The following is a 26,618-nucleotide window of genomic DNA, read 5'->3' on the forward strand; positions in this document are numbered from 1 at the left end:
CCGTCAAGCTGTAACGGCAAGGCCTGACTCTACTGTTAATCGCTGCCACGACCTGTCAGCACACCGAATCCTCTGATCGAGATACACAAGTGATCGAAAATCTACGCAACATCGCCATCATTGCTCACGTTGACCATGGTAAGACCACCCTGGTAGACAAACTCTTGCGTCAATCCGGCACCCTGGAGCGCAACGAGCTCAACGACGAGCGCGTGATGGACTCCAACGACCAGGAGAAAGAGCGCGGTATTACCATTCTGGCGAAAAACACCGCCATCAACTGGAACGGCTACCACATCAACATCGTGGACACCCCGGGCCACGCCGACTTCGGCGGCGAAGTTGAACGCGTAATGTCGATGGTTGACTCCGTTCTGCTGCTGGTTGACGCTCAAGACGGCCCTATGCCGCAAACCCGTTTCGTGACCAAGAAGGCTTTCGAAGCCGGCCTGCGTCCAATCGTGGTCATCAACAAGGTTGACCGTCCAGGCGCACGTCCGGACTGGGTTCTGGACCAGATCTTCGACCTGTTCGACAACCTGGGTGCTACCGAAGAACAGCTGGACTTCAAAGTCGTCTACGCCTCGGCCCTGAACGGCATTGCCGGTCTGGAACACACCGACATGGCTGAAGACATGACCCCGCTGTACCAGTCGATCGTCGACAACGTACCTGCGCCGAAAGTCGACCGCGATGGTCCGTTCCAGATGCAAATCTCCGCACTGGACTACAACAGCTTCCTGGGTGTTATCGGCGTTGGCCGTATCGCTCGTGGTCGCATCAAGCCGAACACTCCGGTTGTCGCTATCGACGCCGACGGCAAGAAGCGCAACGGTCGTATCCTGAAGCTGATGGGTCACCACGGCCTGCACCGCATCGACGTTGAAGAAGCAGCTGCCGGCGACATCGTCTGCATCAGCGGCTTCGACCAGCTGTTCATCTCCGACACTCTGTGCGACCCACTGAACGTCGAAGCGATGAAGCCGCTGACCGTTGACGAACCAACCGTTTCCATGACCTTCCAGGTAAACGACTCGCCTTTCTGCGGTAAAGAAGGCAAGTTCGTGACCTCCCGGAACATCAAGGAGCGTCTGGACAAAGAGCTGCTGTACAACGTTGCTCTGCGCGTTGAAGAAGGCGACTCGGCTGACAAGTTCAAAGTCTCCGGCCGTGGTGAGCTGCACCTCTCGGTACTGATCGAAACCATGCGTCGCGAAGGCTTCGAAATGGGTGTTGGTCGTCCGGAAGTGATCATCCGTATGGTTGACGGCGTGAAGCACGAACCGTACGAAAACGTGACCATCGACCTGCCGGAAGAATCCCAAGGTTCGATCATGGAACAGATCGGTATCCGTAAAGGCGACCTGACCAACATGGTTCCGGATGGCAAGGGCCGTGTGCGCCTTGAGTACAACATCCCGGCTCGTGGCTTGATCGGTTTCCGTAACGAGTTCCTGACCCTGACCTCCGGTGCAGGCATCCTGACCTCGATCTTCGACCGTTACGACGTGATGAAGTCCGGCGACATGTCCGGCCGTCAGAACGGCGTGCTGGTTTCGGTGGCTACCGGTAAGGCGCTGACTTACTCGCTGGAAACCCTGCAAGCTCGCGGCAAACTGTTCCTGGGTCACGGTGAAGACGTGTACGAAGGTCAAATCGTCGGCATCAACAGCCGCGACAACGACCTGGGCGTTAACCCAACCAAAGGCAAGAAGCTCGACAACATGCGTGCTTCGGGTAAAGACGAAACCATCGCTCTGGTTCCGCCTATCCGCTTCACCCTGGAGCAGGCTCTGGAATTCGTTCAAGAAGACGAATTGTGCGAAGTCACTCCTAAGTCCATCCGTCTTCGTAAGAAGATCCTGGGCGAAAGCGAGCGTACCCGCGCTGCGAAAAAAGCTGGTAACTAAGTCTCTTAGTTAGCTGCAAAAAAACGCCCCCGACCGCAAGGTCGGGGGCGTTTTTGTTTGTCTGGGGATTGTGTGGTGACCGTGCCGGCCTCTTCGCGAGCAAGCCCGCTCCCACAGTTGGAATGCATTTCAAATGTGGGAGCGGGCTTGCTCGCGAAAGCGGTCGTTCAAGCAATAAAGAATTCGGATCAAAACTTTTCGAGTGTGCGCAACTTGGTCTCGCGCACCACTTCCTTCGGCTTGTACGCGCAATACCCCGGCCGTGGTCCGATTTTCGGGTGATTGCGGCAAGTATCCGGGCGCTTGTCATAAATAGTGCAGAAGCGGCTCTTACGATCCAGGTACAGGCAATCGTTGTTGCTCATGCGCTGCAGGGTGAAGATCTCGGATTTGGCGTTGAAACGCTCGACGATACCTTCCTTCTGCAAGCGCTTGGCGATGTTCTTCGGCGGGTCGCCACGCTCGAATTCATCGACGATGCCGATGCGGATCAGGTCCTTGATCTTCACCTCAACCGGCAGGGTGCAGCAGCTCGACACACAGCCGCCACACATATGGCTTGAGTATTTCTGCCAGGTCTCGAGACGGTCGAGTTCCGCGGCGGCGATCAGTTGAGGCTTCATCAGGTTTCCAAGAGGGGTGTTATCCGGCGCGGGATCATACCGGAACTGGTGGTTTTTTGAACAATATCTTCCAGGTTTCAGCTCGAAGGCTGTGACGGGCCACAAACGGGCACGGCCCCTGCATCTAAATCATGCAAAGGTGAATGAGTTAAAAAACTGCCGAACCAGAGCGTCTACCGTCTGTCAGACCGTCTAGGCTCTAGCAACTCCTTCTATCTCGCCCGAGGTCGCATCGATGTCTCAGGAACCGCTTGTACGAGAAGCAGAGGTAGCCGCATTTCGCGATGCCGTCTTGACCAAACTTACCTACGCGGTGGGCAAGGACCCCGATCACGCCTTCGACCACGACTGGTTCGAAGCCATCGCGCTGGCTGCCCGCGACCATATGGTCGACCACTGGATGGACCACACGCGACACATCTACCGCAAGGGACAGAAGCGGGTCTATTACCTCTCGCTGGAATTCCTGATCGGCCGTCTGCTCTACGACAGCCTGAGCAACCTCGGCTTGCTGGACGTGGCCCGTGAGGCCATGAGTGAGCTGGGCGTGGACATGGAGCGCATTCGTCTGCTGGAGCCCGACGCGGCCCTGGGCAACGGTGGCCTTGGTCGCCTGGCGGCGTGCTTTATGGAAAGCATGTCGACCCTGGGCATTGCCGGCCACGGTTATGGCATTCGTTATGAGCACGGCTTGTTCCGCCAGGCGATTGTCGATGGCTGGCAGCAGGAACAAACCGAACGCTGGCTGGATTTCGGCAACCCTTGGGAGTTCGAGCGCGCCGAGGTGATCTACCCGATCGGGTTTGGCGGTGGTGTGGAAACCGTGCTGGACGCGTCCGGCAAGTCGATCCAGGTATGGTCGCCGAATGAAACCGTACGCGCGGTAGCGTATGACACACCGGTGGTCGGCTGGCGCGGCGCAAGCGTCAACACCTTGCGCCTGTGGCGTGCCCGCGCGGTGGAAGACCTGCACCTGGAACGTTTCAACGCCGGTGACCACTTGGGCGCCGTCGCCGAAGTGGCTCGCGCTGAAAGCATCTCCCGAGTGCTTTACCCGGCCGACAGCACCGAAGCAGGGCAGGAACTGCGCCTGCGCCAGGAATACTTCTTCGTTTCCGCCTCGTTGCAGGACTTGCTGCGTCGCCACAAAAACATGCACGGCTCGGTGCTGAGCCTGGGCGAACACGCGGCCATCCAGCTCAACGACACGCACCCGTCGATTGCGGTGGCCGAGTTGATGCGCCAGTTGGTGGACCTGCACGACATCCCGTGGGATGCCGCCTGGGACGTGACCGTCGAAACCTTGTCTTACACCAACCACACCTTGCTCCCTGAGGCGCTGGAGACCTGGCCGGTCGGCTTGATGGAACGCATGCTGCCGCGGCACATGCAGATCATTTACCTGATCAACGCCCAGCACATCGACTCGCTGCGAGCCAAAGGCATTCACGACTTCGACGTCCTGCGCGCCGTCTCGCTGATTGAAGAAGACAACGGCCGCCGCGTGCGCATGGGTAACCTGGCGTTCCTCGGCTCCCACAGCGTCAACGGCGTGTCGGGCCTGCACACCCAACTGATGCGCAGCACGGTGTTCTCCGAACTGCACAAGCTCTACCCGGACCGCATCAATAACAAAACCAACGGCATCACGTTCCGCCGCTGGTTGTTCCAGGCGAACCCAAAACTCACTGCGATGCTGGTGGAAGCGCTGGGGCCGGACATTCTCGACAACACCGAAACCCGTCTGGTTGAGCTGGAAACCTTCGCCGAGAAGCAAGCGTTCCGCAAAGCCTTCGCCGAGCAGCGTCTGCATAGCAAAAGGGCGCTGGCCGACATCATTCACGAACGCCTGGGGGTTTCGGTCAACCCGGCGGCGATGTTCGACGTGCAGGTCAAGCGGATCCACGAGTACAAGCGCCAGCTGTTGAACCTGCTGCACACCGTCGCGCTGTACCAGGCGATCCGTGCCGAGCCGGGCACCGATTGGGTGCCGCGGGTGAAGATCTTCGCCGGCAAGGCAGCGGCCAGCTATCACCAGGCCAAGCTGATCATCAAGCTGACCAACGACATCGCCCGCACCGTCAACAACGACCCCACCGTGCGTGGGTTGCTCAAGGTAGTGTTCCTGCCCAACTACAACGTCAGCCTGGCGGAAAGCATCATTCCGGCGGCCGACCTGTCGGAGCAGATTTCCACTGCTGGCTTTGAGGCGTCGGGCACCAGCAACATGAAGTTCGGCCTCAACGGTGCGCTGACCATCGGCACCATGGACGGCGCCAACGTCGAGATGCACGAGCGTGTCGGCGCGGATCACATGTTTATCTTCGGCCTCAGTGCCGAGCAGGTGGAGGCGCGCAAACATGCCGGTGAGTTCAATGCGGGGCCAGACGTGGCCGCGTCTCATCGCTTGAACGACGTGCTGCAAGCGATTCGCGGCGGGGTGTTCTCGCCGGATGATCCGGGCCGTTATGCCGGGTTGGTGGATTCGCTGATCGACTACGACCGCTTCCTGGTCTGTGCCGACTTCGATTCCTACTGGGAAGCCCAGGCGCGGGTCGAGGCCCATTGGCACGATTCCAAGGAATGGTGGCGCTCGGCGGTGCTCAACACCGCGCGCATGGGCTGGTTCTCGTCGGACCGGACTATCCGGGAATATGCGACGGAGATCTGGAAAGCGTTGGATTAGACACCGCAATACAAAATGTGGGAGCGGCGGTGCGACGATTCGACTTGCTCGCGAAGGCGGTGGACCAGTCGACAAATTTGTGACTGATCCACCGCCTTCGCGAGCAAGCCCGCTCCCACATGGGGTCCGTGTCGATATACTGAGCATCGCCTTTGCCCGCTTCGGGCTGCTTAGGGATATCGACCATGCAATGGATTTTCATGCTGATTGGCCTGGTGCTCGGCTGGACGCTCGATGAGTCGTTCAGTGATGCGGGCATCGGAGCGCTGCTCGGGTTGGGCATTGGCCAGGCGATTCGCCTGTCGATGCTCGCCTCGCGTACGGAGGAGCAAGGCCGTCAGCTGGAGTCTGCCAGGAGCGCCCTTAAAGCAGTCGAGCAACGCCTGGCCTTGCTGGAAACACCGGGTGCCGTTGAAACCCCCGAACCTGTCTTTGTCGAAGAACCGCCGCCGGTAGCGGCGCCGCCCGAGCTCGTCTGGGAGTTACCCGCTGAACTGGAACCGGCCTACGCAACCGTGGCGGCCGAGCCCAGCCAGCCATTGCCGGCTGACGTCTGGAGGGCTGAGCCGAGCGAAAAAATCCCTGAACAACCTGCTACGCCTGCGGCACCTCGCGGCCCCAACTTGCTCGAACGCGCCATCAGTGGCGCACGCAACTGGCTGTTCGGCGGCAACACCGTGCTGCGGGTCGGCGTGGTGCTGTTGTTCCTCGGCCTGGCGTTCCTGCTGCGTTATGCCACTGAAGGCATGGTGGTACCGATCGAGCTGCGTTACGCGGGCGTTGCCGGCTGTGCACTGGCCTTGCTGGGTTTGGGGTGGTGGCTGCGGCTGCGCAACAGCAATTATGGGTTGATGCTGCAAGGCACCGGCATCGCCGTGTTGTACCTGACGGTGTTCGCCGCGATGCGTCTGCATCCGTTGCTTGATCCCGGTGCAGCCCTCGGCTTGCTGGTGGCTGTCACGGTGTTCTCGGCGATCCTGGCGATTACCCAGGACGCCCTCGGCCTGGCCTGCGCCGCCGCCCTCGGCGGTTTTGCCGCACCTATTCTTACGTCTACCGGCGCTGGCAATCATGTGGCGCTGTTCAGCTATTTCGCCCTGCTTAACGCGGGCATTCTCGCCATCGCCTGGTTCAAGGCCTGGCGCCTGCTGAACCTGATCGGCTTTGTCGGCACGTTCGGTATCGGCTTCGCCTGGGGCATGCGCTCTTATACGCCGGAGTTGCTGTGGAGCACCGAGCCGTTCCTGATGGTGTTTTTCCTGATGTACCTGGGCATTGGTCTGTTGTTCGCCCGACGCAAGCTGCTGGAGATGCGCGACGCACCGGACGATGACAGCCGTGGCGCGTTGCTGCGCTGGTCGGCGGCCAAGGGCGACTATGTCGACGGCAGCATGCTGTTCGGTCCGCCGTTGGTGGGTTTCGGGCTGCAGTTTGCGCTGGTGCAGCACCTGGAGTTTGCCGCCGCGTTCAGCGCGCTGGCCCTGGGCATTATCTACATGGGCCTGGCCCGTTTGCTGAGCGGTGGTCGCGCCTTGCTGCTGGCGGAAACCTGCCTGGCGCTGGGTGTGATCTTCGCCAGCCTGGCGATTCCCCTGGGCCTCGACGCACGTTGGACGGCGGCGGCCTGGGCCGTGGAAGGCGCCGGGATCTTCTGGCTCGGCCTGCGCCAGCAACGGCCGTTGGCACGGGCGTTTGGCTTGCTGTTGCAAGTCGGCTCGGCGCTGGCGTTCCTCAGCGAATTGCGGGTGGGCGAAACCAGTCTGTTGGATGGCGCGCCGCTCGGTGCTTTGTTGCTGGGCGCGGCATTGCTGTTCAGTTTCTTCCAGTTGCGCAAAGCCCCGACTGAGCAGGCGGCACTGTGGGAACGTCGTGGCTTGCCGGTATTGGCCAGTGTCGGCCTGGGCTTCTTGTACCTGCTTGCGCCGCTGTTGCTGTCGACCCAAGGCACCGCTATCAGCTGGGCGATAGCGGGACTTGCGACCTTGCTGGTGGGTCTGCGGATCGGCTCGCGCACGTTCCTCTTCACCGCGTTTGCCGTGCAGTTGCTGGGTGGGGCGATGTTCCTGCTGCGCCTTCAAGCGGGCGCTGATTCGGGTGCGGTGTTAAGTGCCGGCTGGAGCGGCTTGCTCACCGCCTCGCTGATTGGCCTGGCGTTGATCGGCGGCATGTTGCTGGCCGCGCGGGACACCATGGTGCGCAGCGATGTGCGGTTGTTGCGTGGCCTGTCGGTGGTGCTGTTGGCCGGCCTGGCGCTGATCAACCTCGCGGTGCTGTTCGTGCTGCCATGGGAGACCGCCAGCGGCGTGTGGGCGGCCAGCGGCTTGTTGATCATCTGGCTGAGCCTCTATCTGCAACAGCGCGTCAGTTTTGTCTTTGGGTTGTTGCTGCAAATCGTCGGCGGCGCGTCGTTCCTGATCGCGGTGCCGGACCTGCTCGGGCCGCTGGACAGCGAAGGCTTGCGTCCTTTGGGTCATAGCGGCTTCTGGACGCCGATGGTGCTCGGGCTGGCAGCGCTGGTCGGGGCCTGGCGCTTGCAGCGTCTGCCTCATGCGCCGGTGTTCGAAGCGTTGAGCTTGCAGCGGCTGTCCGACGTGCTGTTGGTATGGGGCGCGGGTTGGTGGACGTTGGCATTGGTCAGTGAAGTGCTGCGTTTTGCACCATCAACGCTGCAAGGCACCTGGCTGTTGGCAGTCGCGGCCGTGAGTGTAGCGATTTGGGCGGTGCTGGCTTTGCGGCTGCAATGGGCGTCGCTGGGCGTGTTGTGCACGCTGTTGATGCCGGCGGTGGGCGTGGTGTTGCTGGGCGCGTGGGGCTCGCGTTATCACCCGGCGGCGAACTTCGCCTGGCTGGCGTGGGCGGCGGTGTTTGCGGTGCACTTCGTGTCGCTGCGACGCCTGGCTTCAGTCATTCCGGAGAAAGCCCTGAGCGCCGCGCATGTGCTTGGTTGCTGGCTGCTGATCGGCGTGCTGGCGCTGGAGCTGCGCTACGGCCTGTTGCTGTTGTCCGAGGAATACAACGCCTGGCGCTGGCTGGGCTGGGCGATCCTGCCGAGCCTGTACCTGGTGCTGGCCGCTGCGCCGCGCAGTTGGCCGTGGCCGGCGTCGGCATACCCACGCGAGTATCGGTTGTATGCCGCGCTGCCGCTGGCCGTGCTGATGCTCGGCTGGTTCTGGCTGGCGAATATCTTCAGTGACGGCACCGCCGAGCCGCTGCCGTATGTACCGCTGCTTAACCCACTGGATCTGGGATTGTTGTTCGCGCTGTTGGGTGTGTACCTGTGGTCCCGCAGTGCCGCCCCGCAACGCGGGCCGCGCGCCGAACTGATCGCCCAGGCGGTTGCCGGGGTTTCGTTGTTCGCCTTCTTCACCGCCCTGGTGATGCGTACGGCTCACCATTGGGGCGGCGTGCCGTTCCATCTGGATGCGTTGCTGGAGTCGATGCTGGTGCAGGCCGGGCTGTCGATCGTGTGGACCCTGATTGCCCTGAGCCTGATGATCGGTGGCCATCTGCGTCACCGGCGTGAGGTGTGGTTGATCGGTGCGGCGTTGATTGCCGTGGTGGTCGCCAAATTGTTCTTCGTCGAATTGAGCAACCGTGGCGGGCTGGCGCGGATCGTATCGTTTATCGGTGTGGGCGGGCTGTTGCTGGTGGTGGGTTATTTCGCTCCGCTGCCGCCCAAGCGTCCCGAGCCGGTGGTTGAAACTGAAGGAGTGGCTTCTTGATGGGCAAGTTGAGTGTGGCGCTGTTGGGGTTGTGCACAACGTTGTCGGCCTGGGCCCAGGAAACGCCCGCCGATTTCACCACGCGAGTGCCGCTGACGGTCAGCGGCGAAGGTCCTTGGTACCGCCTGGAGCTGCCGCTGGCGGTGCAATTGAGCGCCCGTCAGGCCGACCTGAGCGATGTGCGGGTGTTCAACGCCGCTGGCGAGCCACAGGCCTATGCGCTGGCGCGGCAGTCGGCGCAAAGCACCGAAAGCCGCAGCCTGTCCAACGTGAAGTGGTTCCCGCTGTACGCCGCGGCCGACTCCGCTGAAGCCGTGCCCAGCGTGCGTGTGCAATCCACTTCCACCGGCACGTTGGTGCAAGTACAGCCGTCTAGCCAATTGGAGGCAGGCGAAGAGGTCTTGCGCGGCTGGTTGCTCGACGCCAGTGGGATCAAGGCGCCGTTGCAGCAACTGGTTCTCGACTGGACCAGTGAGCGCGACGGCTTCCAGCGTTTCAGCATCGAAGCCAGCGACGATTTGCAGCACTGGCGTGCCTGGGGCGAAGGGCAGGTGGCGCGACTGTCGTTTGCCGATGAGCGGGTCGAGCAGCACGAAGTGAGTTTGCCGGGGCAGTCGGCGCGGTACCTGCGCCTGCTCTGGAAAGGCCAGGCCGCACCGACACTGACGTCGGCGCAGTTGGAGAGTGTCAGCGCCCATAGCCTGCCGTTGCCGCTGGTGTGGTCGCAGCCGTTGTCGGGCAGCCGTCTCAAGGCCGGGGAATACAGCTGGCAGTTGCCCAGCGCACTGAACGTCGAACGTCTGCGTATCGACCTGAGCCAACCCAACAGCCTCGCACCGGTCACTTTGTCGGGCCGCCGAGAGAGCAACCAGGCCTGGCAGCCTTTGAGCAGTGGCTTGCTCTATCGACTGACGCAAAATGGCCAGGACGTTTTACAGAATGAATTACAGCTGTCAGGCCAGGCTGTTGCCCAGCTCAAGCTCGATGTGGACGAGCGCGGCGGTGGCCTGGGTGTTGAGGCGCCGACCTTGAGCTTTGCGGTGCGAGCCACGCAGTTGGTGTTCCTGGCGCGGGGCGAGCCACCGTTCACGTTGGCGTTGGGTAATTCGTCGGTGAAGGGCGCGAACTTGCCGCTGTCGACGTTGATCCCGGATTACAGCGTCGAACGCCTCGCCGCGCTTGGGCAGGCCAACGTGGCGGGCGAGGCGGTGGTGACTTCGCCTGCGGTTGCGACCCCTGTCGATGCCGGGCCGAACTGGAAAAAGCTCGGTCTTTGGGCCGTGCTGTTGCTCGGTGTGGCGGCACTTGGAGCCATGGCCTACAGTTTGCTGCGCAAGCCGCCGGTGGCACGTTAAATAAAGTCCATGAACTCTATTGGGTTTAAATCCTCTGATAGGAGGAAATACGCCCCGACTCGCGTTAAACTGCGCGGGTTTTTAGCCCCCAATTTCCGGAGCCTTCCATGTCCCGCGTTACCCTGAGTCGCTATTTGATCGAGCAGACCCGCAGCAACAACACGCCTGCCGATCTGCGCTTCCTTATCGAAGTGGTGGCGCGTGCTTGCAAGGAAATCAGCCACGCCGTCTCCAAAGGCGCGCTGGGTGGTGTCCTGGGCAGCATGGGCACTGAAAACGTACAAGGCGAAGTGCAGAAGAAGCTCGACGTGATTTCCAACGAAATCCTGCTCGAAGCCAACGAATGGGGCGGTCACCTGGCCGGCATGGCGTCCGAAGAAATGGACAACGCCTACCAGATCCCGGGCAAATACCCGAAAGGCGCGTACCTGCTGGTATTCGACCCGTTGGACGGTTCGTCGAACATCGACATCAACGCGCCGGTCGGCACCATCTTCTCGGTACTGCGTTGCCCGAACGAATACCTGAGCCAGAACGAAGCCCTGAACGAAAAGGCCTTCCTGCAGCCAGGCACCGAGCAGGTCGCTGCCGGTTACGCGATCTACGGCCCGCAGACCATGCTGGTGCTGACCCTGGGCGACGGCGTCAAAGGCTTCACCCTGGACCGTGAAATGGGCAGCTTCGTGCTCACCCACGAAGACATCACCATTCCTGCGTCCACCCAGGAATTTGCAATCAACATGTCCAACCAGCGCCACTGGGAAGAGCCGGTTACCCGCTATGTGGGTGAGTTGATGGCCGGCGAGGAAGGCCCGTTGAAGAAGAACTTCAACATGCGCTGGGTGGCTGCGATGGTTGCCGACGTGCACCGCATCCTGACCCGTGGTGGCCTGTTCATGTACCCACGTGACAGCCGCGAGCCTTCCAAGCCGGGCAAGCTGCGCCTGATGTACGAAGCCAACCCGATGTCGTTCCTGGTTGAACAAGCGGGCGGTGCGTCCACCGACGGCCACCAGCGCATCCTCGACATCCAGCCGGAAGGCCTGCACCAGCGGGTGGCGGTGTTCCTGGGTTCGAAGGAAGAAGTTGAGCGTGTGACCGGTTACCACAAGGCATAAGCCTGGTGACCTGTAGGAGCGAGCTTGCTCGCGAAGAGCGTTAACGATGACACGGGCTGCCTGGTTGCCCGCGCCGCCTGAACGTTTTTCGCGAGCAAGCTCGCTCCTACAGTGATTTGATTCGCTTGACTGAGCCCCGAAACGTTTCAGCGTTTTCGGGGCTTTTTTGTTTTCGCTCGTCGGGAACCAGACACCCCTTTTCCCTTCTAAGCTTCTGGCAGACCCCCAAGCTGCTTCGTCTCTCCAGGAGTTATTCCATGTCGTTACGCCGTCTCGCCCTGTTGTCGTTTTGCGTGCTTCTGGCCGCTTGCAGCAAGGTCACCCAAGAAAATTACGCAAAACTGTCGGCCGGCATGCCCAAGGCCGAAGTGGAGTCGTTGCTGGGTAAGCCGACTGATTGCTCTGGCGCGCTGGGTATGTCCAGTTGCACCTGGGGCGATAAAAACAGCTTTATCAGCGTGCAATACGCCGGTGACAAAGTACTGATTTTTTCCGGGCAAGGCCTGAAGTAAACCGGGGCGAAAGCCTGCGGGAGAAAAACAACATGATGCGTTTCGTTCTATACCTCTGCGCCAGCCTGTTTTTGGCGGGCTGCGCCAGCCATTCTGGCGATGATCTGCAACCCAAGACTGTCGGCAGCGTCAACCTCAAGCGTTACCAGGGCACCTGGTATGAGTTGGCCCGTTTGCCGATGTACTTCCAGCGCAATTGCGCACAGTCCGAAGCCCGCTACACGCTGTTGCCCGACGGCAATATGTCGGTATTCAACCGCTGCCTGACGCCTGAGTGGAAATGGCAAGAAGCCAAGGGCACGGCCACGCCGCAGGTCGCCGGCAGGACCGACAAACTGTGGGTGGAATTCAATAACTGGTTCACCTCGCTGTTGCCGGGCGTGGCGAAGGGCGATTACTGGGTGCTGTACGTCAGCGATGACTACAAGACCGCCATCGTCGGCAGCCCTAGCCGGCGCTACATGTGGTTATTGTCGCGCACGCCGACAGTCAGCGCCGACACCCGCGAAGACCTGCTGAGCAGGGCGCGGCAACAGGGGTATGACACCACGCGTTTGATCTGGCGTACGTCGGACAAGCAAATGGCGAAGACTTCGCAGTAATACAAAACAGCGCCAATCCAATGTGGGAGCGGGCTTGCTCGCGAAGGCGGTGTGACAGTCACCAATGTGTTGACTGATCCACCGCTTTCGCGAGCAAGCCCGCTCCCACATTTGTTATGTATCGTTTGTTAGCCCAGCAAATCCCGCAGAACCTGGGTAAACGCCCGGCTGCTGTCTTCTTCGGCGGCGTGATGCCCGTCGCGAATCACCCACTGGCCGTTCACCAGCACATCGCGCACCTGGCGATCACCCCCGGCAAACAGCCAGCGATTGAGAATCCCGTCTTCGTTTGCCGTCGCCAGGTATGGATCGTTGCCATCCAGCACCAGCCAGTCCGCACGCTTGCCGACTTCCAGGCGCCCAATCGGCTGCCCCAGCGCTTCGGCGCCGCCGTCCAGCGCGGCATCGAACAGCGTGCGGCCGACCATCGGTTGATCGCTGCGATACAGCCGGTTGCGCCGCTGGTCCCGCAGCCGCTGCCCATATTCCAGCCAGCGCAATTCTTCCACCACGCTCAGCGATACATGGCTGTCGGAACCAATCCCCATGCGCCCGCCTTGGGCCAGGAAGTCCACCGCCGGGAAAATTCCGTCCCCCAGGTTGGCTTCAGTGGTCAGGCACAGCCCGGCAATCGCCCGGCTCTTGGCCATCAATGTCACTTCTTCCGGGCTGGCGTGGGTGGCGTGCACCAGGCACCAGCGTTGATCCACTTCAACATGGTCATACAGCCATTGCAGCGGACGCTGGCCGCTCCAGGCCAGGCAGTCGTCGACTTCCTTTTGCTGCTCGGCAATATGGATATGCACCGGGCACGTCTTGTCGCTGGCGGCCAGCACGTCGCTGATCTGTTGCGGGGTTACCGCGCGCAGCGAGTGGAAGCACAGGCCCAGTTGTTGCGCCGGTTGCGCAGCCAGAATCGGTTGCAGGCGTGATTGCAGGTTCAGGTAATGCTCGGTGCTGTTGATAAAGCGCCGCTGGCCTTCATTGGGCGCCTGGCCGCCAAAACCGGAATGGCTGTAGAGCACCGGCAACAAGGTCAGGCCGATACCGCTGCCGGCGGCGGCCTGGCTGATTTGACGCGACAGCTCGGCGGGGTCTGCATAAGGCTGGCCGCTGACGTCGTGGTGCACGTAGTGAAATTCGGCCACCGAGGTATAGCCGGCCTTGAGCATTTCGATATACAGCTGGCGCGCGATAATCTGCAGTTGGTCGGGGCTGATCTTGCCGACCATTCGATACATCAAGTCGCGCCAGGTCCAGAAGCTGTCATTCGGGTTGCCGGCGACTTCCGCCAGCCCGGCCATCGCCCGCTGGAACGCGTGGGAATGCAGGTTCGGCATGCCCGCCAGCACCGGGCCCCTCAGCCGTTCGGCACCGTCTGCACTGGCGTTGGGCTCAACCTTGGTCAGCCTGCCATCGGCGCTGACTTCAAGACGTACATCGTTGGCCCATCCATTAGGCAGCAGCGCGCGTTCGGCAAAGAAAGCGGACATGATTCAGGCACCCCGGTCGTGTGTTTATTTGTATATACATATACAGACGTTTGCCTGCTCGGTAAACTCCGGCAAGCTATGCTTCTTTTTCACCTACAAGGATTTCCCGTGCCGACTCCGCCTGCCAAGTCTCCACTGGCTGCCCACATGGACGAAAGTCCGGCGCCCTTGTATGCCCGCGTCAAACAGATGATCAGCCAGCAGATTCTCAACGGCAATTGGCCGCCGCATTATCGAGTGCCGTCGGAAAGCGAACTGGTCAACCAGCTGGGCTTCAGCCGCATGACCATCAACCGTGCGCTGCGCGAGTTGACCGCAGAAGGCCTGCTGGTGCGCATGCAAGGTGTGGGCACCTTTGTCGCCGAGCCCAAGAGTCAATCGGCGCTGTTTGAAGTGCACAACATTGCCGATGAGATCGCCTCTCGCGGTCATCGTCATACGTGCAAAGTCATCACCCTCGGTGAAGAAGCTGCCGGTTCCGAGCGCGCCGTCGCCCTGGAAATGCGCGAAGGCGGGCGGGTGTTCCACTCGTTGATCGTGCACTACGAAAACGACATTCCGGTGCAAATCGAAGACCGCTTCGTCAACGCCCTGGTCGCACCGGAATACCTGCAGCAGGATTTCACCCAGCAAACGCCTTATGCCTACCTCAACCAGGTAGCGCCGTTGACCGAGGGCGAGCACGTGGTAGAGGCAATCCTGGCCGACGCCGATGAATGCACGTTGCTGCAAATTGAAACCAGCGAGCCATGCCTGTTGATTCGCCGCCGCACCTGGTCTGGCCGCCAGCCGGTCACGGCTGCGCGTTTGATCCACCCCGGTTCCCGTCATAGCCTGGAAGGACGTTTCAGTAAATGAGTTCGATGAAAGTCTGGCGCGCCGCCGATTACATCCGCATGCCGTGGAAAAACGGCGGCGGCAGCACTGAAGAAATCACCCGTGACGCGGGCGAGGGCCTGGACGGTTTCGGCTGGCGCCTGTCGATTGCCGATATCGCCGAGTCGGGCGGGTTTTCCACCTTTGCCGGGTACCAGCGGATCATCACCGTGCTGCAAGGCTCGGGCATGGTGCTGACGGTGGACGGCGAGGAGCAACTCGGGTTGTTACCGCTGCAGCCATTCCCGTTCAAGGGTGACAGCCAGGTGGCCTGCCGATTGATCGGTGGGCCGATCCGCGATTTCAACCTCATCTATTCGCCGCAACGCTATCAAGCGCGGTTGCAATGGATGGACGGTACGCAGCGTTTCTTCAGCGCCGCGCACAGCGTGCTGGTGTTCAGTGTGGCCGATGAGGTGAAGGTGCTCGGTGAGCGGCTGAACCGTCATGACTGCCTGCAATTGGACGGTAACACTAGCTTGCTGGACGTCAGCATCACTGGCCGTTGCTGCGTCATCGAACTGACTGCACACTAAACCACTGTAGGAGCGAGCTTGCTCGCGAAGGTATTTCAAGCGTATTGCTACGTTGAATGTACCTTTTTCGCGAGCAAGCTCGCTCCTACAAAACTGTTCCCACTTCCCGCACCAACTTGTTACCGAATGCCCCAGCATGGCGCAAAAGCCTGCCTGAGTAACGAGCCTCCCTCGCTGTAAAAACCTTCTGCAAGAAAATTCATCAAGCTGCCAAGCCTTGTTCTTAAAGGCTTGCGCTCCCGTTCGCGAAAAATCTGCAACTGCCCTCCGCCAAGTTGGCCGCCTGATTGCATATGCTTGTATGTACAAGTAAAGATGTGTGCGTAAGAGTCCATGAGCATCCTCTTCGCACCAATCATGTTCGCGCATTGATCGTTGAGGAATTTTTTGTGACCAAGCCTACCAAGTACCGTGACGTTGAAATCCGCGCTGCCCGTGGCAACACGCTCACCGCCAAAAGCTGGCTGACTGAAGCGCCGCTGCGCATGCTGATGAACAACCTCGACCCACAGGTGGCCGAGAACCCGAAAGAGCTGGTGGTGTACGGCGGTATCGGCCGCGCCGCGCGCAACTGGGAATGCTACGACCAGATCGTCGAAAGCCTGACCAACCTCAACGACGACGAAACCCTGCTGGTGCAATCCGGCAAACCCGTCGGTGTATTCAAGACCCACAGCAATGCCCCGCGCGTACTGATCGCCAACTCCAACCTGGTGCCGCACTGGGCGAGTTGGGAACACTTCAACGAACTCGACGCCAAGGGCCTGGCCATGTACGGCCAGATGACCGCCGGCAGCTGGATCTACATCGGCAGCCAGGGCATCGTGCAGGGCACCTACGAAACCTTCGTCGAAGCCGGCCGCCAACATTACAACGATGACCTCAAGGGCCGTTGGGTACTGACCGCCGGCCTTGGCGGCATGGGCGGCGCCCAGCCGCTGGCCGCCACCCTGGCCGGCGCATGCTCGCTGAACATCGAATGCCAGCAGGTCAGCATCGATTTCCGCCTGAGCAGCCGCTACGTCGACGAGCAAGCCACCGACCTCGACGACGCCCTGGCGCGCATCGAGAAATACACCAAGGAAGGCCGCGCGATCTCCATCGCCCTGCTGGGCAACGCGGCGGAAATCCTGCCGGAACTGGTCAAGCGCGGCGTGCGCCCGGACATGGTCACTGACCAGACCAGCGCCCACGATCCGCTCAACGGCTACCTGCCGGCTGGCTGGACCTGGGACGAATACCGCGCCCGCGCCAAGACCGAACCGGCCGAGGTGATCAAGGCCGCCAAGCAATCCATGGCGGTGCACGTTCAGGCGATGCTGGACTTCCAGAAAATGGGCGTGCCGACGTTCGACTACGGCAACAACATCCGCCAGATGGCCCAGGAAGAAGGCGTGAAAAACGCCTTCGACTTCCCGGGTTTCGTACCGGCCTACATTCGCCCGCTGTTCTGCCGCGGCATCGGCCCGTTCCGTTGGGCGGCACTGTCGGGCGACCCGCAAGACATCTACAAGACCGACGCCAAAGTCAAAGAGCTGATCCCGGACGACGCCCACCTGCACAATTGGCTGGACATGGCCCGCGAGCGCATCAGCTTCCAGGGCTTGCCGGCACGTATCTGCTGGGTTGGCCTGGGCCAGCGCGCCAAGCTCGGCCTGGCATTCAACGAAATGGTGCGCAGCGGCGAGCTGTCGGCGCCGATCGTGATTGGCCGCGACCACCTGGACTCCGGCTCGGTGGCCAGCCCTAACCGTGAAACCGAATCGATGCAGGACGGTTCCGACGCCGTGTCCGACTGGCCACTGCTCAACGCCTTGCTCAACACCGCCAGCGGCGCGACCTGGGTTTCGCTGCACCACGGCGGCGGCGTCGGCATGGGCTTCTCCCAGCACTCCGGCATGGTGATCGTCTGCGACGGTACCGACGAAGCGGCCGAGCGCATCGCCCGCGTACTGCACAACGACCCGGCCACCGGTGTGATGCGTCATGCCGATGCGGGTTATCAGATCGCCATCGACTGCGCCAAAGAGCAGGGCCTCAATCTCCCGATGATCAAATAACCAGTGTGGGAGCGGGCTTGCTCGCGAATGCGGTGTATCAGTCACCGAAGTCGTTAGCTGACCCATCGCTTCCGCGAGCAAGCCCGCTCCCACATGTGATCTGCGTTTCACCCAAAAACAATCCATCAGAGGTTGAACATAAATGGCTGTAACAGACGCTCGTGCAAGCACCACCCCGTTGATCGAAAGGCGTTCGATCGACTACATCCCGGAAGCGGAAAGACACGGCCGTCTATTGAGTCAGTTCACCCTGTGGTTGGGTGCCAACCTGCAAATCACCGCGATTGTCACCGGGGCCCTGGCCGTGGTGTTGGGCGGTGATGTGTTCTGGTCGTTGATCGGTCTGTTGATCGGTCAACTGTTGGGTGGCGGCGTCATGGCGCTGCACGCCGCCCAGGGCCCGCAATTGGGCTTGCCGCAAATGATCTCCAGCCGCGTGCAGTTTGGCGTGTATGGCGCGGTGATCCCGCTGGTGCTGGTGTGCCTCATGTACATCGGGTTTTCCGCCAGCGGCTCATTGCTGGCGGGGCAGGCGGTGGCGCAGTTGCTCCACGTCGAAGACTGGGTCGGCATCGTGTTGTTCGCGGGGCTGATCATGGTGTTCACGATCTTCGGCTACCGGGTGATCCACGGTATCGGTCGCGTCGCCAGCGTGCTGGGTGTGGTTGCCTTCGTGTACCTGTTCTACAAGCTGCTGGCCGGTAACTACATCGGTGCGTTGCTGGGCAACAAGCATTTTTCCCTGAGCAGTTTCCTGCTGGCGATTTCCCTGTCAGCGTCCTGGCAGATTGCGTTCGGCCCTTACGTGGCGGACTACTCGCGCTATTTGCCGCGCAGCACGCAAGCCTCGAAAACCTTCTGGGCCGTAGGCCTGGGTTCGGTGATCGGCGCACAGGCTTCGATGGTGTTTGGGGTATTTGCAGCGGCCCTGGCCGGTTCGCAATTCGCTCACCATGAAGTGTCGTTTATCGTCGGCCTGGGCGGCACCGGGATCGTCGCGGCGCTGCTGTATTTCAGCATCGCCTTCGGCAAGGTCACCGTGACCACCCTCAATGCCTACGGCAGCTTCATGTCCATCGCGACGATCATCAGCGGCTTCCGTGGCAGCCGACATATCGGCAGTGGCACGCGCCTGTTGTACATCTTCGTCATGGTGTCGCTTGCCGCCGCGCTGGCGTTGCTGGGCAAGGATTCGTTCCTCAAGGATTTCTCCGCGTTCATCCTGTTCCTGCTGGCGTTTTTCACGCCCTGGAGCGCGATCAACCTGGTGGATTTCTACTGCATCACCAAAGAACGCTACGACATCCCGGCGCTGTCCAATCCCGACGGCCGCTACGGTCGCTGGAACCTGATGGGCATCAGCATCTACGTGTTTGGCGTGCTGATTCAGATGCCATTCATCTCCACGCATTTCTACACCGGGCCACTGGTCGCCAGCCTCGGCGACACCGATATCTCCTGGATCATCGGCCTGGTGGTGCCGGCTGCGCTGTACTACTGGGCTGCCAAAAAGTGGCACAGCGCAATACCTGAACACCTGATCCTGCCGGTAGAGCAGGGCGCTGCACCAACGACAAACGGGCTGGCTGCACAGGCCTGATGGGACGTGGACAGGGCAGGATGCCTACTGACTGCCGTAATCCATTTCAAGATTGGGAGCGTCACAACAATGAAAATGAATAAGACCCTGTTGGCCACTTTGCTTTCGGCAGGCTTGCTGGCTTCTGCTGGCGCCCAGGCGGCCGGTTGGTGCGAGTCCGGCAAGCCGGTGAAATTTGCCGGTTTGAACTGGGAAAGCGGCATGTTGCTGACCGACATCCTGCAAACCGTGCTGGAAAAAGGCTATGACTGCAAAACCGACAGCCTGCCGGGTAACTCCATCACCATGGAAAACGCCCTGAGCAGCAATGACATCCAGGTGTTCGCCGAGGAGTGGGTAGGCCGCAGCGAAGTCTGGAACAAGGCTGAGAAGGCCGGCAAAGTCGTCGGTGTCGGTGCTCCGGTCGTGGGCGCTGTCGAAGGTTGGTACGTGCCGCGCTACGTGATCGAAGGCGACGCCAAGCGCAAGCTGGAACCCAAGGCACCGGACCTGAAAAGCATCGCCGACCTGGCCAAATACGCTTCGGTGTTCAAGGACCAGGAAGAGCCGTCCAAGGGCCGTTTCTATAACTGCCCGGCCGGCTGGACCTGTGAGCTGGACAACAGCGAGATGCTGAAAAGCTATGGCCTGGAAAGCACCTACACCAACTTCCGCCCAGGCACCGGCCCGGCGCTGGATGCGGCGGTGTTGTCGAGCTACAAGCGTGGCGAGCCAATCCTGTTCTACTACTGGTCGCCCACCCCGTTGATGGGCCAGGTCGACCTGGTGAAGCTGGAAGAAAAGCCCGGTGTGGATAAAAGCGTGAGCATCAAGGTCGGTCTGTCCAAGACCTTCCACGAGCAAGCCCCGGAATTGGTGGCTGTGCTGGAAAAGGTCAACCTGCCCATCGATCTGCTGAACCAGAACCTGGGCCGCATGGCCAAAGAACGAATTGAATCGCCAAAACTGGCGAAAATTTTCCTCAAGGAACATCCTGAAGTCTGGCACGCATGGGTGAGCGACGACGCAGCCAAGAAAATCGACGCGGCCTTGTAGGTTGAGCGTTTCCGGTTGTCCTCGCCGGCAACCGGACGCACGGCCACAACCCACTGGATCGAGAGCACACTATGTTTCCTGAGAGTTTTACGTTTTCCATCGCCGATTGGGTCAACAGTTGGGTTGATTCGCTGGTGACCAACTACGGTGATGTGTTCCGGCACATCTCCGATACGCTGTTGTGGGCCATCGTCAATCTTGAAGGTGTGCTGCGCGCAGCACCCTGGTGGCTGATGCTGGCAATTGTCGGCGGCATCGCCTGGCACGCCACGCGCAAGGTCGTCACTACAGCGGTAATCGTCGGTTTGCTGTTCCTGGTGGGCGCCGTTGGCCTGTGGGACAAGCTGATGCAAACCCTGGCGCTGATGATGGTGGCCACGGTGATCTCGGTGCTGATCGGCATTCCCCTGGGGATATTGTCGGCCCGTAGCAACCGCCTGCGTTCGGTGCTGATGCCGCTGCTGGACATCATGCAAACCATGCCCAGCTTCGTGTACCTGATCCCGGTGCTGATGCTGTTCGGCCTGGGCAAGGTCCCGGCGATTTTCGCCACGGTGATCTACGCCGCTCCTCCACTGATTCGCCTGACCGACCTGGGCATTCGCCAGGTAGACGGCGAAGTCATGGAAGCGATCAACGCCTTCGGTGCCAACCGCTGGCAGCAACTGTTCGGCGTGCAACTGCCGCTGGCCCTGCCGAGCATCATGGCCGGGATCAACCAGACCACCATGATGGCCCTGTCGATGGTGGTCATCGCCTCGATGATCGGTGCCCGTGGCCTGGGTGAAGATGTGCTGGTCGGTATCCAGACGCTTAACGTCGGACGTGGCCTTGAAGCCGGTCTGGCGATCGTGATTCTCGCAGTGGTCATCGACCGCATTACCCAGGCCTATGGTCGTCCACGGCATGAGGCGAGCAAATGACTACCGTCAGCAAGATTGAAGTCAAAAACGTATTCAAGATCTTCGGCAACCGTTCCAAGGAGGCCTTGGCGCTGATTGGCCAGGGCAAGACCAAGGACCAGGTGCTGGCCGAGACCGGTTGCGTGGTGGGTGTGAACGACCTGTCCCTGAGCATCGCCACCGGCGAGATCTTCGTGATCATGGGCCTGTCGGGTTCCGGTAAGTCGACCCTGGTGCGCCACTTCAACCGCCTGATCGACCCCACCAGCGGCGCGATCCTGGTGGACGGCGAAGACATCCTGCAACTGGACATGGAAGCCCTGCGCCAATTCCGCCGGCACAAGATCAGCATGGTGTTTCAGAGCTTCGGCCTGCTGCCCCACAAGAGCGTGCTGGACAACGTCGCCTATGGCCTGAAAGTGCGCGGCGAAACCAAGCAAGTGTGCGCCGAGCGTGCGTTGCACTGGATCGAAACCGTGGGCCTCAAAGGCTACGAAAACAAATACCCGCACCAGCTGTCCGGCGGCATGCGCCAGCGGGTGGGCCTGGCTCGCGCCCTGGCGGCCGACACCGACATCATCCTGATGGACGAAGCGTTCAGCGCCCTCGACCCGCTGATCCGCGCCGAGATGCAGGACCAGTTGCTGGAGCTGCAAAAGACCCTGCACAAGACCATCGTCTTTATCACCCACGACCTCGACGAGGCCGTGCGCATCGGCAACCGCATTGCGATCCTCAAGGACGGCAAGCTGATCCAGGTCGGCACGCCCCGGGAAATCCTGCACTCGCCGGCGGATGAATATGTGGACCGGTTTGTTCAGCGGCGGGCTGCGGTGGTCTGATCCGGATCTTGTGGTGAGCCGGCTGGCCTCTTCGCGAGCAAGCCCGCTCCCACAGGGGAATGCATTTCAAATGTGGGAGCGGGCTTGCTCGCGAAGAGGCCGGTAAGGCTGCACAAGAATTGAAGAAGGTACAACGATGTCCCAGGCTGAAAAAATCATCATCGCCGACGCCCCGATGCGTTGGCAGGACGTGGTCGCCGTGGCCCGCCACGGTGCGATCCTCGAACTCTCGGGCCACGCCTGGGCTCGCATCGACAATGCCCAGGCCATCGTCCAGCGCATCGTCAGCAGCGGCGAGCGCGCCTATGGCATCAATACCGGCCTGGGCGCCTTGTGCAATGTGTCGCTCAAGGACGAACAGCTGAGCCGGCTGTCGCGCAACACCTTGCTCAGCCATGCCTGCGGCGTCGGCGCGCCACTGAGTGTGGAGCAAACCCGCGCGATCATTTGCGCGGCGATCATCAACTACAGCCACGGCAAATCCGGCCTGCATCCGCAGGTGGTGCATTCGCTGCTGGGGCTGCTCAACCATGGCATCACGCCGCAAGTGCCGTCCCAGGGCTCGGTGGGTTACCTGACCCACATGGCGCACATTGGCGTCGCCTTGCTCGGCGTCGGCGACGTCAGCTACCGGGGCCGTATCGTTCCGGCGCACCAGGCGCTGACCGAAGAAGGTTTGCAGCCGGTGGTGCTCGGTGCCAAGGACGGGCTGTGCCTGGTCAACGGCACGCCGTGCATGACCGGCCTCAGCTGCCTGGCCCTGGCCGATGCGCACCGCCTGCTGCAATGGGCCGACGTAATCGGTGCCATGAGTTTCGAAGCGCAGCGCGGCCAGATCGACGCCTTCGACGAAGAAATCATTGCCCTCAAGCCGCACCCGGGCATGCAGCAAGTGGGCATCAACCTGCGGGCGTTGCTGGACGGCAGTGAAGTGATCGCCAGCAGCAAAGGCATTCGTACTCAGGACGCCCTGAGCATCCGTTCGATTCCCCAGGTGCACGGCGCCGCCCGCGACCAACTGGAACATGCCACCCGCCAGATCGAAACCGAACTCAACGGCGCCACTGATAACCCGCTGGTGCTCGGCACCCCGGACAACTACCGCGTGGTGTCCCAGGCCAACCCCCACGGGCAGTCCGTGGCCCTGGCGGCAGACATGTTGGCCATCGCCATGGCGGAAATCGGCTCCATCGCCGAGCGCCGCCTGGACCGTCTGATCAACCCGCACGTGAGTGGCTTGCCGGCGTTTCTGGTGAGCAACCCCGGGGTCAACTCCGGGATGATGATCGTGCAGTACGTCGCGGCCTCGCTGTGCGGGCAAAACCGCCAGCTGGCGCAACCGGCGGTGCTCGACAACTTCGTCACCTCGGGCTTGCAGGAAGACCACCTGAGCATGGGCACCAACGCCGCGCTGAAGCTGTATTCGGTGCTGGAAAACGTCACCCAGATCCTCGCCATCGAGTACCTGCTGGCAGCCCAGGCGTTCGAGTTTCTCCAGGAGCAACGCTTCGGCGCTGGCACCGACGCCGCCTGGCGTTTGCTGCGTGAACACGTCCCGGCCTACGACCAGGACCGCTGGCTGGCGCCGGACATCGCAGCCACCGCCGCGTTGCTCAAGGCCTCCGATTTGTTGAACCGTGTTTTACCGAATTTGCACTGAAACCTAATTCAAAAGGAGTATGAATGTGACTGCGCTAAACCTGATTCCAGGCCAACTGAGCCTTGCCCAACTGCGGGCCATCTACCAGCAGCCGGTAACCCTCAGCCTGGATGACAGCGCCTCGGCCCAGATCGAAGCCAGTGTCGCCTGTGTGGAGCAGATTCTCGCCGAGAACCGCACTGCCTACGGCATCAACACCGGTTTCGGCTTGCTGGCCTCGACCCGCATCGCCAGCGAAGACCTGGAAAACCTCCAGCGTTCCCTGGTGCTGTCCCACGCCGCTGGCGTGGGTGAGCCCATCAGCGATGCGCTGGTGCGGCTGGTCATGGTGCTCAAGGTCAACAGCCTGAGCCGTGGTTTCTCCGGGATTCGCCGGCAGGTCATCGACGCGCTGATCGCCCTGATCAACGCCGAGGTGTACCCGCACATTCCGTTGAAAGGTTCGGTGGGTGCCTCCGGTGACCTGGCGCCGTTGGCCCACATGTCGCTGGTGCTGCTGGGCGAAGGCAAGGCCCGTTACAAAGGCGAATGGCTGGAAGCCACCGAGGCGCTGAAAGTCGCCGGCCTGACGCCGCTGACCCTGGCCGCCAAAGAAGGCTTGGCCCTGCTCAACGGCACTCAGGTCTCCACCGCTTATGCCCTGCGCGGCCTGTTCGAAGGCGAAGACCTGTTCGCCGGTGCATTGGCCTGTGGCGCCCTGACGGTGGAAGCCGTACTGGGTTCGCGCTCGCCATTCGACGCACGCATTCACGCTGCCCGTGGCCAGCGTGGCCAGATCGACTCTGCGGCCGCGTATCGCGCCCTGCTGGGTGAAAGCAGCGAAGTGTCCCAGTCCCACGAGAACTGCGACAAGGTCCAGGACCCGTACTCCTTGCGCTGCCAGCCGCAAGTCATGGGCGCCTGCCTGACCCAGTTCCGCCAGGCGGCCGAAGTGCTGGTGGTGGAAGCCAACGCCGTATCGGATAACCCGTTGGTGTTTGCGGCCGAAGGTGACGTGATTTCCGGCGGCAACTTCCACGCTGAACCGGTGGCCATGGCCGCTGACAACATGGCGTTGGCCATCGCGGAAATCGGCTCCCTGAGCGAGCGTCGTATCTCGTTGATGATGGACAAGCACATGTCGCAACTGCCGCCATTCCTGGTGGGCAACGGCGGTGTGAACTCCGGCTTCATGATCGCCCAGGTGACCGCGGCGGCATTGGCCAGCGAGAACAAGGCGCTGGCCCATCCCCATAGCGTCGACAGCCTGCCGACGTCGGCCAACCAGGAAGACCACGTATCCATGGCGCCGGCTGCGGGCAAACGCCTGTGGGAAATGGCCGAAAACACCCGCGGTGTGTTGGCGGTGGAATGGTTGGCGGCGTGTCAGGGCCTGGACCTGCGCAATGGCTTGAAAACCTCGCCTGCCCTTGAAAAGGCGCGCGGGATCCTGCGCAGCAAAGTGGCGTTTTATGAGAAGGACCGGTTCTTTGCGCCGGACATCAACGCCGCCAGTGAGTTGTTGGCAACACGTTGCCTGAATGAGCTGGTGCCGGCGAAATTGCTGCCGAGCTTGTAAGAGCGACACCGATCCAGTGTGGGAGCTGTCGAGTCTCGCTGAGGCTCGACAGCTCCCACATTTGATCTTCTACAGATTCGAATTTTCTCAGGATAAAAATAATTAAGGACGAGAAATGCACCAGCAAGAAAAGACGCTAAAACGCGGGCTCTCCGCCCGACATATTCGCTTCATGGCGCTCGGTTCCGCCATCGGCACCGGGCTGTTCTACGGCTCTGCCTCCGCCATCCAGATGGCCGGCCCTGCCGTACTCCTGGCCTACCTGATCGGTGGCGCCGCCGTCTTCATGGTCATGCGCGCCCTCGGTGAAATGGCCGTGCACAACCCGGTGTCCGGCTCCTTCGGCCAGTACGCCAGCACTTACCTGGGCCCAATGGCCGGCTTTATCCTCGGCTGGACCTACGCCTTTGAAATGATCATCGTCTGCCTCGCCGACGTCACCGCCTTCGGCATCTACATGGGCTTCTGGTTTCCCGAAGTCGCGCGTTGGGTCTGGGTGCTCGGCATCGTGCTGCTGATCGGCGGCCTGAACCTGTGCAACGTCAAAGTCTTTGGCGAAATGGAGTTCTGGCTGTCGCTGCTCAAGGTCGGCGCCATCGTCGCGATGATCCTCGGCGGCTTCGGCATCATGCTGTTCGGCATTCACTCGGCCGGCGAAGCACCGGCCACCGGCCTCAGCAACCTGTGGGCCCACGGCGGCTTCATGCCTAACGGCGTGGGTGGCTTGATTGCGTCCTTCGCGGTGGTGATGTTTGCCTTTGGCGGCATCGAAATCATCGGCATCACCGCCGGCGAAGCCAAGGACCCGCAGCGGGTGATCCCCAAGGCGATCAACGCCGTGCCACTGCGCATCCTGCTGTTCTACGTGCTGACGTTGTTTGTGCTGATGGCGATCTACCCGTGGCCGCAGATCGGCAGCCAGGGCAGCCCGTTCGTGCAGATCTTCAGCAACCTGGGGATAGGCTCGGCGGCGACCATCCTCAACATCGTGGTGATCTCCGCCGCCGTTTCGGCCATCAACAGCGACATCTTCGGCGCCGGTCGCATGATGTACGGCCTGGCCCAGCAAGGGCAGGCGCCCAAAGGCTTTGCCCAACTGTCGAGCCAGGGCGTGCCATGGATGACCGTGGTGGTGATGGGCGCCGCGTTGCTCGGCGGTGTGGTGCTCAACTACCTGATCCCGGAAAACGTGTTCCTCGTCATCGCCTCGATTGCGACCTTCGCCACGGTGTGGGTGTGGCTGATGATCCTGGTCACTCAGGTCGCCATGCGTCGCTCGATGACCAAAGAACAGATTGCCGAGCTGAAATTCCCGGTGCCGTTCTGGCCCTACGCGCCAGCGGCGGCCATCGTGTTCATGCTGTTTATCTTCGGCGTGCTGGGTTACTTCCCGGACACCCAGGCCGCCCTTATGGTCGGTGCCGTGTGGATCGTCTTGCTGATCGTTGCCTATCTGCTGTGGGTCAAACCCGCCGCCGGGCAAACAGCCAAGGTTCATTACGACCCGGCTTTGTCTCATCGATAACCC

Annotated in this window: 19 protein-coding genes; 17 read left to right on the forward strand and 2 right to left on the reverse strand. The window is 61.3% G+C overall.

Features of this window, described 5'->3' with window-relative positions; translation table 11 throughout:
- The first annotated feature begins 89 nt into the window (after positions 1-89).
- Positions 90-1,910, forward strand: coding sequence for a translational GTPase TypA (typA, locus tag NVB75_RS21850; RefSeq protein ID WP_063033502.1), 1,821 nt, complete (start codon positions 90-92; stop codon positions 1,908-1,910).
- 188 nt (positions 1,911-2,098) lie between these two features.
- Here typA and NVB75_RS21855 read toward each other — a convergent pair whose 3' ends face one another.
- Entirely contained in the window at positions 2,099-2,533 is a 435-nt protein-coding gene (locus NVB75_RS21855; RefSeq protein ID WP_258343265.1) for a YkgJ family cysteine cluster protein, read from the reverse strand.
- Between the two features lie 235 nt (positions 2,534-2,768).
- Between NVB75_RS21855 and NVB75_RS21860 the strand changes: the two genes are divergently transcribed.
- The 6 genes from NVB75_RS21860 to NVB75_RS21885 all read left to right on the forward strand — a co-directional run bounded on the left by NVB75_RS21860 (position 2,769) and on the right by NVB75_RS21885 (position 12,528).
- Complete coding sequence (locus NVB75_RS21860) at positions 2,769-5,219, forward strand: glycogen/starch/alpha-glucan phosphorylase (protein WP_258343266.1); 2,451 nt, start codon at positions 2,769-2,771, stop codon at positions 5,217-5,219.
- Positions 5,220-5,404: 185 nt separating this feature from the next.
- On the forward strand, positions 5,405-8,941 hold the full coding sequence (locus NVB75_RS21865) for a DUF2339 domain-containing protein (RefSeq protein WP_258343267.1): 3,537 nt from the start codon (positions 5,405-5,407) through the stop codon (positions 8,939-8,941).
- Positions 8,941-10,296 (forward strand): DUF3999 domain-containing protein, encoded by a 1,356-nt coding sequence (locus tag NVB75_RS21870; RefSeq protein WP_258343268.1) that lies wholly within the window; start codon positions 8,941-8,943, stop codon positions 10,294-10,296. The genes NVB75_RS21865 and NVB75_RS21870 overlap by 1 nt, the downstream gene beginning before the upstream one ends.
- Before the next feature lie 107 nt (positions 10,297-10,403).
- Complete coding sequence (locus NVB75_RS21875) at positions 10,404-11,414, forward strand: class 1 fructose-bisphosphatase (RefSeq protein WP_003217989.1); 1,011 nt, start codon at positions 10,404-10,406, stop codon at positions 11,412-11,414.
- Between the two features lie 257 nt (positions 11,415-11,671).
- Positions 11,672-11,926 (forward strand): hypothetical protein, encoded by a 255-nt coding sequence (locus NVB75_RS21880; RefSeq protein WP_003217986.1) that lies wholly within the window; start codon positions 11,672-11,674, stop codon positions 11,924-11,926.
- Positions 11,927-11,958: 32 nt separating this feature from the next.
- The gene (locus NVB75_RS21885) at positions 11,959-12,528 is read left to right on the forward strand and encodes a lipocalin family protein (protein WP_017478186.1); all 570 of its coding nucleotides are present in this window, start codon (positions 11,959-11,961) and stop codon (positions 12,526-12,528) included.
- Between the two features lie 128 nt (positions 12,529-12,656).
- Here NVB75_RS21885 and NVB75_RS21890 read toward each other — a convergent pair whose 3' ends face one another.
- Positions 12,657-14,021 carry a formimidoylglutamate deiminase gene (locus NVB75_RS21890; protein WP_258343269.1) on the reverse strand — a complete coding sequence of 455 codons (1,365 nt, stop codon included), beginning with the start codon at positions 14,019-14,021 and terminating at the stop codon, positions 12,657-12,659.
- A 78-nt stretch (positions 14,022-14,099) separates the two neighbouring features.
- On the opposite strand from NVB75_RS21890, the gene hutC reads away from it, so the two are divergent.
- The 10 genes from hutC to NVB75_RS21940 all read left to right on the forward strand — a co-directional run bounded on the left by hutC (position 14,100) and on the right by NVB75_RS21940 (position 26,615).
- Positions 14,100-14,879, forward strand: coding sequence for a histidine utilization repressor (hutC, locus tag NVB75_RS21895; RefSeq protein ID WP_177025851.1), 780 nt, complete (start codon positions 14,100-14,102; stop codon positions 14,877-14,879).
- On the forward strand, positions 14,876-15,433 hold the full coding sequence (locus NVB75_RS21900; RefSeq protein ID WP_258343271.1) for a HutD family protein: 558 nt from the start codon (positions 14,876-14,878) through the stop codon (positions 15,431-15,433). The genes hutC and NVB75_RS21900 overlap by 4 nt, the downstream gene beginning before the upstream one ends.
- Before the next feature lie 389 nt (positions 15,434-15,822).
- Positions 15,823-17,493: a urocanate hydratase gene (hutU, locus tag NVB75_RS21905; RefSeq protein WP_258343272.1), complete on the forward strand. Its 1,671-nt coding sequence runs from the start codon at positions 15,823-15,825 to the stop codon at positions 17,491-17,493.
- A 142-nt stretch (positions 17,494-17,635) separates the two neighbouring features.
- Positions 17,636-19,093, forward strand: a complete 1,458-nt coding sequence (locus NVB75_RS21910) for a cytosine permease (RefSeq protein WP_258343274.1) — start codon at positions 17,636-17,638, stop codon at positions 19,091-19,093.
- Between the two features lie 69 nt (positions 19,094-19,162).
- A complete protein-coding gene (locus NVB75_RS21915) occupies positions 19,163-20,128 on the forward strand; it encodes an ABC transporter substrate-binding protein (protein WP_063033493.1) in 966 nt (321 codons plus the stop codon).
- Between the two features lie 71 nt (positions 20,129-20,199).
- Positions 20,200-21,051, forward strand: coding sequence for a proline/glycine betaine ABC transporter permease (locus NVB75_RS21920; protein ID WP_017478193.1), 852 nt, complete (start codon positions 20,200-20,202; stop codon positions 21,049-21,051).
- Complete coding sequence (locus NVB75_RS21925; protein WP_167662987.1) at positions 21,048-21,872, forward strand: glycine betaine/L-proline ABC transporter ATP-binding protein; 825 nt, start codon at positions 21,048-21,050, stop codon at positions 21,870-21,872. Before NVB75_RS21920 ends, NVB75_RS21925 begins: the two co-directional genes overlap by 4 nt.
- Before the next feature lie 136 nt (positions 21,873-22,008).
- The gene (gene hutH, locus NVB75_RS21930; RefSeq protein ID WP_258343278.1) at positions 22,009-23,532 is read left to right on the forward strand and encodes a histidine ammonia-lyase; all 1,524 of its coding nucleotides are present in this window, start codon (positions 22,009-22,011) and stop codon (positions 23,530-23,532) included.
- A gap of 19 nt (positions 23,533-23,551) precedes the next feature.
- Positions 23,552-25,090, forward strand: a complete 1,539-nt coding sequence (gene hutH / locus NVB75_RS21935; RefSeq protein ID WP_085984627.1) for a histidine ammonia-lyase — start codon at positions 23,552-23,554, stop codon at positions 25,088-25,090.
- 115 nt (positions 25,091-25,205) lie between these two features.
- Positions 25,206-26,615: an amino acid permease gene (locus NVB75_RS21940; protein WP_017478197.1), complete on the forward strand. Its 1,410-nt coding sequence runs from the start codon at positions 25,206-25,208 to the stop codon at positions 26,613-26,615.
- Positions 26,616-26,618 lie beyond the last annotated feature (3 nt).

This window comes from Pseudomonas sp. CBS (assembly GCF_024734645.1).
In the GTDB taxonomy this organism is placed as follows: domain Bacteria; phylum Pseudomonadota; class Gammaproteobacteria; order Pseudomonadales; family Pseudomonadaceae; genus Aquipseudomonas.